The organism is Hyphomonas sp. (assembly GCF_041398465.1).
Lineage (GTDB): Bacteria > Pseudomonadota > Alphaproteobacteria > Caulobacterales > Hyphomonadaceae > Hyphomonas.
On record NZ_JAWKUS010000001.1, the window covers coordinates 909,993 to 924,053 of the forward strand.

General features: G+C 63.8%; 14 protein-coding genes. 8 read left to right on the forward strand and 6 right to left on the reverse strand.

Annotated features, from left to right (window positions below; all coding sequences use genetic code 11):
* Complete coding sequence (locus R3C98_RS04485) at positions 1-681, forward strand: dienelactone hydrolase family protein (protein WP_371312917.1); 681 nt, start codon at positions 1-3, stop codon at positions 679-681.
* Between the two features lie 32 nt (positions 682-713).
* On the forward strand, positions 714-2,714 hold the full coding sequence (gene cobT / locus R3C98_RS04490) for a cobaltochelatase subunit CobT (RefSeq protein ID WP_371312918.1): 2,001 nt from the start codon (positions 714-716) through the stop codon (positions 2,712-2,714).
* Here cobT and R3C98_RS04495 read toward each other — a convergent pair.
* On the reverse strand, positions 2,704-3,618 hold the full coding sequence (locus R3C98_RS04495) for a hydroxymethylglutaryl-CoA lyase (protein ID WP_371312919.1): 915 nt from the start codon (positions 3,616-3,618) through the stop codon (positions 2,704-2,706). The genes cobT and R3C98_RS04495 overlap by 11 nt on opposite strands.
* Positions 3,619-3,625: 7 nt before the next feature.
* Positions 3,626-4,441, reverse strand: a complete 816-nt coding sequence (locus tag R3C98_RS04500) for an enoyl-CoA hydratase (protein ID WP_371312920.1) — start codon at positions 4,439-4,441, stop codon at positions 3,626-3,628.
* Positions 4,442-4,539: 98 nt separating this feature from the next.
* On the opposite strand from R3C98_RS04500, the gene hisI reads away from it, so the two are divergent.
* From hisI to R3C98_RS04515, 3 genes are read left to right on the forward strand one after another with little or no spacing between them, the layout of a single operon-like run.
* Positions 4,540-4,941, forward strand: coding sequence for a phosphoribosyl-AMP cyclohydrolase (gene hisI, locus R3C98_RS04505; protein WP_371312921.1), 402 nt, complete (start codon positions 4,540-4,542; stop codon positions 4,939-4,941).
* Between the two features lie 41 nt (positions 4,942-4,982).
* A complete protein-coding gene (locus R3C98_RS04510) occupies positions 4,983-5,885 on the forward strand; it encodes an N-acyl homoserine lactonase family protein (RefSeq protein ID WP_371312922.1) in 903 nt (300 codons plus the stop codon).
* A 4-nt stretch (positions 5,886-5,889) separates the two neighbouring features.
* Positions 5,890-6,744: a family 16 glycosylhydrolase gene (locus R3C98_RS04515; RefSeq protein WP_371312923.1), complete on the forward strand. Its 855-nt coding sequence runs from the start codon at positions 5,890-5,892 to the stop codon at positions 6,742-6,744.
* Positions 6,745-6,802: 58 nt separating this feature from the next.
* On the opposite strand, the gene R3C98_RS04520 is transcribed toward R3C98_RS04515, so the two are convergent.
* The 3 genes from R3C98_RS04520 to R3C98_RS04530 form a co-directional block, all read right to left on the reverse strand.
* A complete protein-coding gene (locus R3C98_RS04520; RefSeq protein WP_371312924.1) occupies positions 6,803-8,503 on the reverse strand; it encodes an acyl-CoA dehydrogenase family protein in 1,701 nt (566 codons plus the stop codon).
* An 88-nt stretch (positions 8,504-8,591) separates the two neighbouring features.
* A complete protein-coding gene (locus R3C98_RS04525; protein WP_371312925.1) occupies positions 8,592-9,401 on the reverse strand; it encodes an SDR family NAD(P)-dependent oxidoreductase in 810 nt (269 codons plus the stop codon).
* 87 nt (positions 9,402-9,488) lie between these two features.
* Positions 9,489-10,436, reverse strand: a complete 948-nt coding sequence (locus R3C98_RS04530) for a glutathione S-transferase N-terminal domain-containing protein (protein ID WP_371312926.1) — start codon at positions 10,434-10,436, stop codon at positions 9,489-9,491.
* Positions 10,437-10,588: 152 nt separating this feature from the next.
* Here R3C98_RS04530 and R3C98_RS04535 point away from each other — a divergent pair, with 152 nt between their 5' ends.
* Genes R3C98_RS04535 through R3C98_RS04545 form a run of 3 tightly spaced genes read left to right on the forward strand, consistent with a single transcriptional unit; the run spans position 10,589 to position 12,438 of the window.
* Positions 10,589-11,473, forward strand: a complete 885-nt coding sequence (locus R3C98_RS04535; protein WP_371312927.1) for a methylated-DNA--[protein]-cysteine S-methyltransferase — start codon at positions 10,589-10,591, stop codon at positions 11,471-11,473.
* 36 nt (positions 11,474-11,509) lie between these two features.
* Entirely contained in the window at positions 11,510-11,965 is a 456-nt protein-coding gene (locus R3C98_RS04540; RefSeq protein WP_371312928.1) for a hypothetical protein, read from the forward strand.
* Positions 11,965-12,438: a VOC family protein gene (locus tag R3C98_RS04545; RefSeq protein WP_371312929.1), complete on the forward strand. Its 474-nt coding sequence runs from the start codon at positions 11,965-11,967 to the stop codon at positions 12,436-12,438. Before R3C98_RS04540 ends, R3C98_RS04545 begins: the two co-directional genes overlap by 1 nt.
* A 144-nt stretch (positions 12,439-12,582) precedes the next feature.
* Here the strand turns inward: R3C98_RS04545 and R3C98_RS04550 are convergent, their stop codons facing one another.
* Complete coding sequence (locus R3C98_RS04550; RefSeq protein ID WP_371312930.1) at positions 12,583-14,061, reverse strand: alanine/glycine:cation symporter family protein; 1,479 nt, start codon at positions 14,059-14,061, stop codon at positions 12,583-12,585.

Genomic DNA, 14,061 nt, shown 5'->3' on the forward strand with positions numbered 1-14,061 from the left:
ATGAGCGGCAAGGTCATCGAGCTGACGAGCGGTGATGGCTTCCGGTTCAATGCGCTGCATGTCCCGGCCAAAGGCGCGCGCAAGGGCGGCCTGGTGCTGGTGCAGGAAATCTTCGGCGTGAACTCCTACATGATCGATGCGTGCGAGCGTTTCGCCGCCGAAGGGTATGAAGTGCTGGCCCCGTCCATGTTCGACCGCCAGAAGAAGGGCTTTGCCACCGACAGCCATTCCGATGAGGCGATCGCGGAAGGCGGCGGCTATGCCCGCGCCAATGGCCTCGAAAACGCCATGGCGGATATCGCGTCCTGCATCGCCGAGCTGGAAGGCCCGGTCTTCATCACCGGCTTCTGCTATGGCGGGTCGATGGCCTATATTGCGGCCTGCCAGCTCGACGGCCTGTCCGCTGCCAGCGGCTATTACGGAAGCCTTGTTCCGGCCTTCAAGGGCCAGTCGCCGAACTGTCCGGCCATCGTCCATTTCGGCCGCAACGATCCGCATATCCCGATGGATGGCGTGGAAGCCTTCGCCGCTGCGCGCGCCGACGTGCCGACCTATATCTATGAAGCCGGCCACGGCTTCGCCCGCCAGCGGTCAGACGATTACAATGCCGAAGCCGATGCGCTGGCCTTCCAGCGTACGCTCGACCTGTTCAACCAGGCCGCCGCCGACGCCGGCTTCTAGCCCGCGCGGAAGGCGCCGAAGACAAGACTTATATGGCCAAGGACACGACCCCCCAGGAACTCTTCAAGCAAGCGCTCGCCGTGACGACCAAGGCGATGAGCGCGGACCGGGATGTGGAAGTCGGATTTGGCAATGATGCGGGCGCCGATGCCGAGCGAATCGTGCTGCGCCCGCCGCCAATCACGCTGCCTGCTGACGTGGCAGCCCGCATTCGCGGTGAAGCCGACGCCGTCGCCCTGCGCAAGGCGCACCATGATGCAGGCGCGCACAGCAAGCACCGCCCGCAGGGGGATCTGCCCCGGCGCGTCTATGATGCGGCTGAAACGGCGCGGATCGAAAGCCTTGGCGCAAACGCCATGCGTGGCACGGCGGACAATCTGGATGCCGTTCTCGCCCATCGTTGCCAGTCCGGCGAATTCGCCATGGGCGCTGACGAGCCGGAGGCCGTGCTGGCTCCGGCCATCGAATTCCTGCTGCGCGAACGCCTGACCGGTCGGGCCCTGCCGGAAGCCGCAAACCGGGTGGCGGATGTCTGGCGTGCGCAGGTTGCCGAGAAGACCGGCGATGCCCTCGACAAGCTGATTTCCCAACTGCACGACCAGCCGGAATTCGCCCGCACCGTGCGCGACATGATCCGCGACCTGACGGCAACCGACGCGCCCAGCGACGATGCCGAATCCAGCGAAGACCAGCAGGACAGCGAAATGCAGTCCGAGGAACAGCCCGACCAGGGCGAGCAGGAAATGGAATCCGAGGAGCCGATGGGCGCCTCCACCGAGCAGATGGAAGCCGGTGACACGGAGGAAATGGAAGGCGAGGAGTCCAATGTCTCTGTCGATCAGGACATGGACATGGAATCCGACGATACGCCGGACGACGAGGAAGACGGCACCCAGCCGCTGCGCCCGAATTTCCGCGATGGCGACGACAAGGACCGTTTCACCTATTCGGTCTTCACGCGCGAGCATGATGAAGTCGCGCAGGCACCCGATCTCTGCGATCCCGAAGAACTGACCCGCCTGCGCGCCTATCTGGATCACCAGCTGCAGGGCCTGCAGGGCGCGGTCTCGAAACTGGCCAACAAGCTGCAGCGCCTGCTGATGGCGCAGCAGAACCGTAGCTGGAGCTTTGACCTCGAAGAGGGCGTGCTGGACACGGCGCGTCTCACCCGTGTGATCACCGATCCGACCGCGCCGCTCTCCTTCAAGCAGGAAGACGATTCGGAATTCCGCGACACGATCGTGACCCTGTTGCTCGACAATTCGGGCTCCATGCGCGGGCGCCCCATCATGGTGGCGGCGTTGTGTGCGGACATTCTGGCCCGCACGTTGGAGCGCTGCAATGTGAAGACCGAAGTGCTGGGCTTCACCACCAAGGCATGGAAAGGCGGCCTCAGCCGCGAGGACTGGGTCAAGGCCGGCAAGCCGGCCGGGCCGGGGCGCCTGAACGATGTTCGCCACATCATCTACAAACAGGCGGACGCCCCGTGGCGCCGGGCGCGCAAGAATCTCGGCCTGATGATGCGCGAAGGCCTGCTGAAAGAGAATATCGACGGCGAGGCGCTGCTCTGGGCGCATGACCGTCTGCTGGCCCGGCCCGAACAGCGCAAGATCCTGATGGTGATCTCGGACGGCGCGCCGGTCGACGATTCCACCCTCAATGTGAACGTCGGCAACTATCTTGAGCGCCACCTCCGCCAGGTGATCGAAGAGATCGAAACGCGCAGCCCGGTGGAGCTGATCGCTATCGGCATCGGCCATGACGTGACGCGCTACTACAAGCGCGCCGTCACCATCGTGGATGCCGAACAGCTCGGCGGCGCGATGACGGACCAGCTGGCCAGCCTGTTCGACGAGAACCAGCCGAACCCGAAGGCCATGGCTATTCCTCCGCTGACGGAACGCACCGTCCGCCCCGGCGCCGTCTCAGGCGCCGCCAGCGGCGCGCCCTCCTATGGAAAAGGCAAGAAAGTCGACCTCGGCCGCGCCGTGAAGACCACCAGCTTCCAGGAAGTGCGCGGCGCTAAGAAGTAACGGGGCTCTTCGTAGGAAACCCGCCTGCCTTGCTGAGGGATGAGCTGACGGGGTGCTTCAGCACCGTTTCCAGCCAGTTCGAGGTTTCGATCAGCTTGGCCAGATCCAGCCCCGTTTCGAAGCCGCCGCGTTCCAGCATGTAGACGACGTCCTCCGTCGCCACATTGCCCGTCGCGGCCGGCGCGAAGGGGCAGCCGCCGATGCCACCGCAGCTCGCATCGATCACGTCGACGCCCGCATCCACCGCCGCCGCGACATTGGCGAGGCCTTGTCCGCGCGTATCGTGGAAATGCATGCGCAGGTAAACGTCCGGCGCCTCGATCCGTACCCGGTCGATGGCGCGGCGCACGGCCCACGGGTCCGCAACGCCGATCGTATCGCCGAGCGCCAGTTCCGCGACGCCCGCGCGCTGGCACTGGGCCGAAAGGTTGGCGACCAGACCCAGATCCACCTCGCCATCATAGGGGTCCCCGAAGGCGACCGAGATCGTGGCGGAGAGGGGGATGCCCGCCTCATGGATCAGCGGCGCGCACTGGGCCAGCATGTCGGCGCTGTCCTGCGGGCTCATGCCCTGATTCTTGCGGCCGAAGGTTTCGCTGGCCACCAGCACGAAATTGATCTCGTCGGCCTGCGCATCGATAGCCCGGCGCACGCCTTTTTCATTGAGGGCGAGCGCAATGTGCCGCGTCGGCTTCGACCGGTCGAGCCCGGCGAACACGGCGGGGCTGTCCGCCATTTTCGGCACGGCCTTGGGTGAGACGAAGCTGCCGGATTCCATCCGTTTCACGCCGGCCTCTTCAAGGCGGGAAATGAATTCCAGCTTCTGCTCGACGGTCAGGTTCGCGGGATCGTTCTGCAGCCCGTCGCGCGGGCCGACTTCCACAATGTCGATGCGGCGGGTCATGATACTCCTATCGTCCTTTGAAGGCTGCGGCGCGGCGTTCCACAAAGCTCGCCACGCCTTCCTTGAAGTCGAATGTGGTGAAGCTTTCCTCCATTGCAGCATCTGCCTCTGCAAGCGAGTCGCCGAAACTCTGGAAATAGGTCTTGCGCACCTGCTGTTTCATCACTGCGACCGAGCGGGGCGAGACCATGGTGGCAAGGTGGTGCGCGGTCTGCTGCACATTGCCCATCAGCTCATCCACCGGCAGGGCCGCATTGACGAGGCCGAGGTCTGCCGCTTCGGCCCCGGTGAACTTGCGCGCGGTGAACAACAGGTCCAGCGCCTTGGCCTCCCCGACGAGGCGCGGCAACAGCCAGGCGATGCCATGTTCGGCGATCAGGCCGCGCTGGGCAAAGGCGGTCGTGAACTTCGCCTCGGCAGCCGCATAGCGCAGGTCCGCGAACAGGGCGAAGATCAGGCCGATCCCGGCGCAGGCGCCATTGATCGCCGCGATGATCGGCTTCGGGCAGGCATACATGTAGCCGAACCGGCCAGGATAGAGATCGCGCAAATCCGACGGCGTCTCCTCGATTTCCGCCAGCCGATCACGCGCGCCGCCCTGGATGCCCTGGAGAACGTCCATGTCCGCCCCGGCGCAGAATCCACGTCCGGCGCCGGTCACCACGATCACACGCACGGCGTCTTCGCTGCCGGCGGTGACGATGGCGTGCTTCAGCTCATTGTGCATGACATCGGTCCACGCGTTCAGCCGGTCGGGCCGGTTGAGTGTTACGGTCAGGACGCCGTCTTTGGTGTCCGTCAGGATCTGCTGGTAGTCCGCCATGGTCATGCCTCCGTCATGGATTGGTCCGTTATGGACTCGTTTGGTACCAGACTAGACTCTGGCTGGCGCGAAGGGGAGGGGTGACGTATGGAGCGGGCATGACCGATTTTCCACCCCCCCTTTCCGGCAGTGCGCAGGATGAGACGCCCGACCTGCGCCCGAAATTCAATGCAGACGGCCTGATCGCCGCCATCACGCAGGATGCAGGCACCGGCGATGTGCTGATGCTGGCCTGGATGAACGCCGACGCGCTCGCCGCCACACTCGAGACGCGCCGGGCCACCTACTGGTCCCGCTCGCGCGGCGAATTGTGGGTGAAAGGCGAAACCTCCGGCCATACGCAAGAGGTCGTCGAGGTCCGCATCGACTGCGACCAGGACGCGGTCCTGCTGAAGGTGAAGCAGACCGGCGGGGCCTGTCACACGGGCCGGGCGAGTTGTTTCTACCGGATTGTCTCCTCTGAAGGGACTGCGCTTTCGCGTGATCCGGACATGGGTTAGGCTCGCCCCAATCAAGATCATCGAACTGAAGGGGGTTCTCGATGCGCCTGATCCATGGGCTGCTCGCCACAACTGCGTTTATGCTTGCGCCGGCCTGCGCACCCGCCTCCACGCCAGCCGATATGCCCGCCGAACCGGAAACGGAAGTGGTTGCCGAGGCCGCCGCAGAGGCGCCGGCCCCGCTGACCGTGAATGTGCTGGACTGTGGCACGCTGGAAGTTACCGACCTCGACGCCTTCTCCAGCGCTGGCGACTATGCCGGCCAGACCGATACGCTGACCGACTCCTGCTTCCTCATCAATCATCCCGACGGCCGCCTGCTGTGGGATCTTGGCCTGCCGGGCATGATGGCCGGCGCCGGGGTTCAGACGGTCGGAGGCATTTTCAATGTCTCGCTGGACAAGACGATCACCGCTCAGTTGGCGGATCTTGGCCTGACGCCGGATGACATCGACTATGTCTCCCTGTCCCATGACCATTTCGATCATATCGGCCAGGTCGACCAGGTGCAGGGCGCAACCTGGATCGTGCAGGAAGACGAATACAACGACATGTTCCCTCCGGAAGGGACAGAGCGGGAGATTGATCCGCAGATCGCCGCCATGTGGGCTGCTTTCAGTCCGATGGAGGCGAAGACCATTTCCGGCGACTATGATGTCTTTGGCGACGGCACGGTGAAAATCCTCGAAATGCCGGGCCACACGCCGGGCCATTCGGTGCTGCTGCTGGACATGCCGGAAAGCGGTCCGGTCCTGCTGGCGGGCGACATGTATCACCGCAAGGAAAGCCGCGAAATGCGCCGGGTTCCCCGTTTTAACTGGAGCGAACCGGTGACGCTTGAATCGATGGACAAGTTCGAGACGCTGGCTGAAGAACTGGGCGCCAAAGTCATCCTGCAGCACGAACCAGATGATGTCGATCCGCTCGGCGGCATCATCCGGTAGGGGTATGAAACGCCTCTTATCGTCCCTTCTCCTGGTCTTTTTTGTCGGCGCCTGCGAGACCCAGACCTTTTCGGCGCTGGACGAGCGGTCGCCGGAATGGCGGCTTGTCTTTCAGGACAATTTCAGCGGCATAGGCCGTCCGAACCCGGACAAATGGATTTCCAAGGAGTATAATCGGCGCCCGAACGACAACGGGCCAGACGGCTGGTGGGATACCAGCAATGTCTACCTGAACGGGCTGGGCCAGCTGGTCATCAAGACCAGCGTGATCGAGAACCGCAATCCGGACGAGGATTCGGATCCCTACGACTATGCCAGCGCCATGGTGTCGACTGAAGGGAAATTCGAGCAGGCTTTCGGGCGCTATGAAGTCCGCGCCAAACTGCCGAAGGCGCCGGGATGGTGGTCGGCCTTCTGGCTGTTCTCCAACAGGGTTCACCATGTCGATGGCTCAGGCCGGGACGGCACGGAAGTCGACATCATGGAAACCTTCGGCTGGACCGACAAGGTGAGCCATGCGCTGCACTGGGACGGCTATAAAGAGGAACACCAGTGGAGCGTGTTCGCGACGATGCGTCCGGGTGTGCGGCACGGCTGGCACACATTCACGCTGGAATGGTTCCCCGACAAATACATCTTCTATGTCGACGGGCAGGAAACCTGGCGCACATCCGCGGGCGGGGTCAGCCAGAAGCCGCTTTGGGTCAAGCTTTCCGGAGAGGTCTCGACCCGGGAAAGTGTGGCAAACCAGTGGTGGGCCAACCCTCCGGACCCCAAGAAATACCCGGACCGGTTCGTGATCGACTGGGTGCGTGTCTACGAACACATTCCGGGTGATGGCGGGCCAACAGCAGAATAGGCCGCAGGCAGACGGATCTGCCTGCCCGCCGGCTTGTATCAGCCGTTAAGGTTGAGCCTTAATTGCCGCCTTCGACCAGGCGCCGCGCAATGACCATGGCCTGCACCTCGCCGGCACCCTCGAAGATGTTGAGGATACGGGCATCCTGCAGGATGCGGCTGATCGTGTATTCGAGCGCGAAGCCGTTGCCGCCATGGATCTGCACGGCATTGTCTGCCGCAGCCCACGCAACGCGCGCGCCGAGCAGTTTGGCCATGCCGGCTTCCAGGTCGCAGCGCTTGCCTTCGTCCTTCTTGCGGGCGGAGTAATAGGTCAGCTGGCGCACGCCGACGAGTTCGGCTGCCATCATCACCAGCTTGTCAGAGACGCGCGGGAACTCGAAGATCGGCTTGCCGAACTGGTTGCGGTCGAGCGCGTATTGAAGGCCGGTCTCGAACGCGTTCTGCGCCACGCCGATGGCGCGGGCGGCGGTCTGGATGCGGGCGCTTTCGAATGTTGCCATCAGGTGCTTGAAGCCCTGGCCTTCCACGCCGCCGAGCAGGTTCTCGGACTTCACCTTGAAGCCGTCGAAGCCGATCTCGTATTCCTTCATGCCGCGATAGCCGAGCACTTCGATCTCGCCGCCGGTCATGCCTTCGGCCGGGAAGGGATTGGCGTCATCGCCGCGCGGCTTCTCGGCCAGGAACATGGACAGGCCGGAGAAATTGTTCGTCGCCGGATCGGTCCGGGCGAGCAGCGTCATCATGTCTGCACGAACCGGGTGGGTGATCCAGGTCTTGTTGCCGGTGATCGTGTAGTTCGCGCCGTCCTCATCCTTCACGGCGCGGGTGCGCAGGGAGCCGAGGTCGGAGCCCGTATTGGGCTCGGTGAAGACAGCCGTCGGCAGGATTTCGCCGCTCGCGATCATCGGCAGCCACTTTTCCTTCTGCTCCGGCGTGCCGCCGATCAGGATCAGTTCGGCCGCGATCTCGGAACGGGTGCCGAGCGAGCCGGTGCCGATATAGCCGCGGGAGAGTTCTTCGGAGACGACGCACATCGCCGTCTTGCCCATGCCGAGGCCGCCGAAATCTTCCGGAATGGTCAGGCCGAACACGCCGAGCTCTGCCATTTCATTGACGACGTCCATCGGGATATAGTCGTTGCGCAGGTGCCATCCATGGGAGAAGGGCTTGATGCGCTCGGCGGCGTATTTCGCGAACTGCTCACGCACCATGCTCATGGTTTCGTCGAGTCCGGTCTCTTCGACCGTGTTGCGCGACAGGGCGTCCGGCAGCAGGGCCGCGGCCGCTGCCATGGAGGCCGGCGTCTTGCCTTCGATGATCAGCTTCCGGATGGCGGGATCGGCAAACAGCGTGTCGGAGGCTTCGAGGCTGCCAAGCTCGTGCGGGCGGATGGTCTCGCCCTGGTTCATTGGAATGCCGCCGACGATCTGGGCGCAGTATTCGCTGAACAGGATCTGGGAGAGCAGCGCTTCGACGTCGGTGAACTTGCCGTCGGCTTCAAGGCGGGAGGCCCATTCGGACACCTGGCGCAGCGTTTCCACATAGGTGACCAGCCAGGACAGGCCGTGGGCGAGGTGCTGGTGACGCTCAAACGCCTTGCGGTCCGGGCGGCCGTCTTCACCGGCCAGCTGGCCGCGTGCGCCGGATGTGGCGGCGGCGGCATAGGTGTCGAGCGCGCCGAGGGCGTCGCGCATCGTGGCCGTCAGGCCTTCCATGATGACAGATTGCTTGTCCTGAACCATTTCGCCGGTGCTCATATCCTTGCCCCTTTTCAGTTTTTTGCCCTTATAGGGGCCTCGGTGTGACCTGTCAGTCCATATTTGTGCGGTGCAACATCGCAGGCACCTAATCCATCTTGCGGAACCGCTTTCCCTGCGAGCGGACCATGGCCCGGCCGAGCGGTTCGGGCAGGATCCGCGACAGGGTGGCCATCCCCTTGTTGACGAGTCCCGGCACGATGACCGGTTGCCCCCTGTTTACGGCCTCGATGCCCTGCCGGACGACCGGTTCTGCAGCCATCCACATCCATTTCGGCATCTTGTTGGTCTGCTCGCGTGTGCCATTGGCATCGTGGAACTCGCTCCAGGTGAAGCCGGGGCAGAGCGCGGTGCAGTGGATGTCGTCATGGCCGAGGCTCTCGCACTCGGCATTGAGGCTTTCGGAGAACTTGATCAGGCCCGCCTTCACGCTGGCATAGAGCGTGTGCCCTGCGCTTCCGGCGGCGTAACCGGCCAGCGAGGCGACATTGATGATGCGGCCATAGCCGCGCTCCGTCATGCCGGGCAGCACCCGGTGCGCCAGTTCCAGCGGCGCGACATACAGCACCTGAAGGAAATCGGCCTGATCCTTCCAGCTGGTGCAGAAAAACGTGCCCGGCAGGCCGTAACCGGCATTGTTCACCAGCCCATCGACATGGCGGCCTTTTTCTTCCAGCGCGGCGAGGATCTTTGCAGGCGCGGATTTCTTGGCGAGGTCTTCGGCGATCACGATCGCCGTCACCTTGTACTTTTCCTCGATTTCAGCGGCGAGCGCTTCAAGCCGGTCGGCGCGCCGGGCCGTCAGCGCGACATCCCAGCCAAGCGCCGCATACTGGCGGGCGAATTCTGCGCCGATTCCGGCGGATGCGCCTGTGATCAGGCAAAGGCGTCGGTCCATGCGTGTGGTCCTCCTTTGCCTTCAAATGTAACGCATTCCGCCGCGGGGAACAGGGCCAGTCGGTTAAGGCCGTTTGGCGGGCCGTTGTCAGATGCGGCGGACGAGGAACCCGGCCCGCGGGAAGTGGACGTGCACGGTGCCGGCTTCGTCAGAAACACGCTGCAGGATCACGCGCTGGGAATCGGCGTGCACGATTTCGCCTTCCACCCAGACCTGTCCGTAATCGTCCGGCGCAACGGCGACCATGTCGCCGGGGGCGATGTCCTGCGGCTCATACTTGGTGGTCGCCATGACGAGGCGCGGCGCGGCATGCAGGCCGATCTCCAGCGCCTCTTTCGAAGAGATGGTTTCCGGTTCCTGGCCTTCATATTCCTGCAGGCGCTCGAACCAGGCCTTGGTCAGGTCTGCCGTCTCGAAGCACTTGTCCAGGAAGTCCGGCAGGTTCTGCTGCATGAACCAGACATTCATGTAGGCATGCACATCGACGAGGCCGGGCTTCATGCCGACCATGAACATGCCGGACCCGGCGCCCTTGCCGCCCTGCAGGCGTTCTTCCAGCAGCATCAGCCGCGCGCGCCACTGGTCGCGCATCATCGGGGCGACGGCTTTCATGGCATTCACGTCGAAGGGGCGGCCCGAGAGTTTTTCGCGGTCCTTCTTGAAGTGTTCGTCGACCTTGTCGCCCATCTCGCCGAAGATCACGGCGACGGAAGACTGGAACCAGCGCCCGTCGGTCCAGCCGGCAACCATCTGGGCAAGGCCCTCATGGCCCGGCAGCTTCAGGCCCGGCATCGGATAACGCGCTTCCAGCTCGCGCAGGATAATTGCCGTGTCGCAATAGATGTCGGCACCGATCTGCATGACGGGCGTGCGGCGATAGCCGCCTGTCAGGGGCATCAGGTCCGGCCGCGGCATGATCACGGGGATTTCCACGCGTGACCAGGCGAGGTTCTTCAGGCGCAGCGCGAGACGGATTTTCTCGGCATAGGGCGAAGTCGGGTATTCGTGCAGAATAATGCTGCGTGCGTCCGCCATGTCCGTTTCACTCCGGTCTCTTGTTTTTTGTGTTGTGTAGTCATGCCGGGCTTTGAGCGGGCAGGGAAGGGGCCAATTCCGACCGGCAGGCATTGTGACCCTGCGCAAGAATCGGGTGGCCGGTGTCCTGACACTCAGGCAAATTGATGCCCATGACGGATCGGATCACCCCCCTCGATGAGCGCGCCGCGGCCTATGACCGGATGGCAGGCGCCCTTGAATATCTCGGCGACACCTGGCGCGACTGGCCGGATCTTGCCTCGATCGCGGGCGCCATGGGCCTCAGCCCCAGCCACTTCCAGCGGGAATTTACCCGCTGGGCCGGCATCTCTCCGCGCCAGTTCCAGTCAGCCATTGCGCATGCCGAGGCCGGTGAGTTGCTGCGCGAAGGTGCAAGCGTACTGGACGCAACTTTCGAAACGGGCCTCTCCGGTCCTGGTCGCCTGCATGACCTGTTCATCGCGCATGAGGGCCTGACCCCCGGCGAAGCAAAGTCAGGCGGACGCGGGGCAGACCTCGTGCTCGGCCGCGCGCCGACCCCGTTCGGCGAAGGCGCATGGTTGATCTCGCCCCGCGGCCTCGTCGCGCTCGGCTTCATCGACGAGGCCGCGCCGGAAAAGGCCGGGTTCATCCATCCGGGCTATGGCGAGGAGGCCGTTTTTGCCGATCTTGCCGGGCGCTATCCCGACGCTGATATCCGGCGCGATGATGCCGCTGCCCGCCGCATGGCCGCGCAGGTTTTCGAAAAAGGCGAACCCTTGCCGGTCGCGCTCTACGGGACGCCGTTCCGGCGGCAGGTCTGGCGCGCACTGCTGGACATTCCGGCCGGGGCGACCTGCACCTATGGCGAGCTGGCGGCGGCGAGCGGGCACCCGAAAGCGGCCCGCGCCGTCGGGGCAGCGGTCGGGGCAAACCCGGTCAGCTGGTTCATTCCCTGTCATCGCGCCCTTGCGGCAGATGGGCGTCTTCATAATTATCATTGGGGTGTGGCCCGCAAACGCGCCATGCTCACTTATGAACGCGCTCATGCCGCCTGATGGCAGGCCGGGGCGCAAAGCCCGGACGGCCCGCCCATGCTGCTCTACTTCTTTGTCGTTGCCGCTCTTCTGGCCTGGGGCGTAAGCCTTGCCTGGCGCTGGAAGGAGGCGAAGGCCTTCGCACCGCAGGTGCTGGCCGCCAAGAAGCGCGACAAGGAAATTCCCGAAGACGTCACCGATGTCGAATTCACGGACCTCTACCTGCGCAGCGAAGGCCCGCGCGGAGAGACCTATTTCTTCGTCTGCGCCGCGATCATGTTCCTGTTGCTCGGACCTTTCGTGGCGGCGTTCAACTCTGTCTGGAACATGATCTGGCTGATGAGCGGCAAGTCGCCCGTCTTCGAGACCGGCACGCTGATCCACACTTTCATGGTGTTCCTGACCTTCATGGCGACGACCATCGGCCTCCTGGCGATCGCCATGCGCCGCTATTACGCGCTGATGCCGCCCAATCTCAAACAAGTCATTCGCGATCTGAACGGAGGTGCCTGATGAGCATCGAATTCCTGCACACAATGGTGCGTGTCACCGACATCGACGCCACGCTCAAATTCTTTTGTGACGGCCTCGGCCTGACCGAAGTCGGCCGCTATGACAGCGAGCCCGGCCGGTTCACGCTCGTTTTCCTCGCCTCCCCGGCGGACATCGAACGCTGTGGCGGCATCCCGGAAGGCAAGAGCCCGACCGAGCTGCAGATTCCGATGGTGGAACTGACGCATAACTGGGACCCGGAAGATTATGGCGGCGGGCGTAATTTCGGCCACCTCGCCTATTCGGTCTCCGACATCTACGAGGCGGTCGAGAGGCTGCAGGACCTTGGCGTGCCCATCAACCGTCCGCCGCGCGACGGGCGCATGGCCTTCGTCCGCTCCCCGGATGGGATCTCGGTGGAGCTGCTCCAGCAGGGCAAGCCGCTGGCACCGAAAGAGCCTTGGGCCAGTGCGGAGAACATCGGCGCCTGGTAAGCCTGCCTGCGGAAACCGCCGCCGTATAAATGGTCCCTACATGGTCCATACACGGTGTTCTTCACGGTGCTTCCGATGGCCTGAAATGAAAACGCCCCGCCTGGCTGGAACCGGGCGGGGCGTTCTCTTTTGGGGTAGGGCGCCTTATTCTTTCGGCGCCTGCTCGCGCTGGTCGATGATCGGGTAACGCGGCTTCGGCGTGCCGTTCCGGACGGCGTCGAAGTGCGCCTTGGTCATCGCGAACACGACGGGGCTCAGGAAGACCAGGCCGACAAGGTTCGGCGCGGCCATCATGCCGGTCAGCGTGTCGGCAACCAGCCAGAACAGGTTCACGATGTTCGCCACTGAGCCTTCCAGCATCAGGGCTGCAGCACCGAGGAAGGTGACCACGATCCAGCTGATGCGGAACGGCAGGATGGACTTCTCGCCGAACAGGTATTCGCAGCAGCGTTCGCCATAGTAGCTCCAACCGAGAATGGTGGTGAAGCCAAACACGGTCAGGCCGATGGCGACGATGTGCTCGCCGATACCGGTCAGGCCGGCGTCAAACGCGGCAACTGTCAGCGGTGCACCGGTATCGCAGCCGGCAGGTTGTCCCGTCGCGAGAATATCGGCGGCATTGGCAGCGGTCGGAATACATTCCGGACCAAGCACGCCGGAGGTCAGGATCACGAGCGCAGTGATGGAGCAGACGATCAGCGTGTCGATGATTGTGCCCAGCATGGCGACGAGGCCCTGGTCGACCGGGTCCTGGATCTTGGCAGCGGCGTGCGCAATCGGGGCAGAGCCCTGACCTGCCTCGTTCGAGAAGATGCCGCGCGCGACGCCCTTCTGCATGGCCAGCATGAGCAGGCCGATGGAGATGCCGGTTCCCGCGCTGTCGATGCCGAAAGCGCCTTTGAAGATCATCACAAAGGCGCCCGGCACAGCATCAAGGTGCAGGCCAACGACGAGAAGGCCGCCCGCGAGGTATGAGATCGCCATCACGGGGACCAGCTTGCTCGCCACGCTGGCAATCCGCTGGATACCGCCGAGGATCACGGCTGCCGCGCCCGCGGAGAGAATGATAGCGGAGGCGAGCGGCGGGATGCCGTAGGTTGCCCGCAAAGCGTCAGCGATCGAGTTGGACTGGATCGAAGCGCCTGTGCCCCAGCTGGCCATGATGCCCAGCGAGGCGAACAGGCCGCCCAGCCAGATCCACTTCTTACCCATGCCGTTCTTGATGTAGTACATCGGCCCGCCGACGTGACGGCCTTCATGGTCGATCTCGCGGAAACGGACGGCCAGCACGCCTTCGGAATATTTCGTGGCGGTGCCGACAATCGCGGTGACCCACATCCAGAACACGGCGCCCGGCCCGCCAATGGCGATGGCGGCGGCCACGCCGGCGATGTTGCCTGTGCCGATGGTGGAAGAAAGCGCGGTCATCAGGGCGCCGAAGGGTGTGACGTCACCTTCCTCGTTCCGGTCCGGCTTCTTGAACAGCTGGCCGAAAGCGAAGGGAACCTTGAGGATCGACAACAGTCTGAGGCCGATCGTCAGATAAAGCCCCGTGCCCAGCAGGAGCACCAGCATGGGCGGCCCCCAGACGAAATCGTTTAGCGCCCGAATAATAGTTTCCAT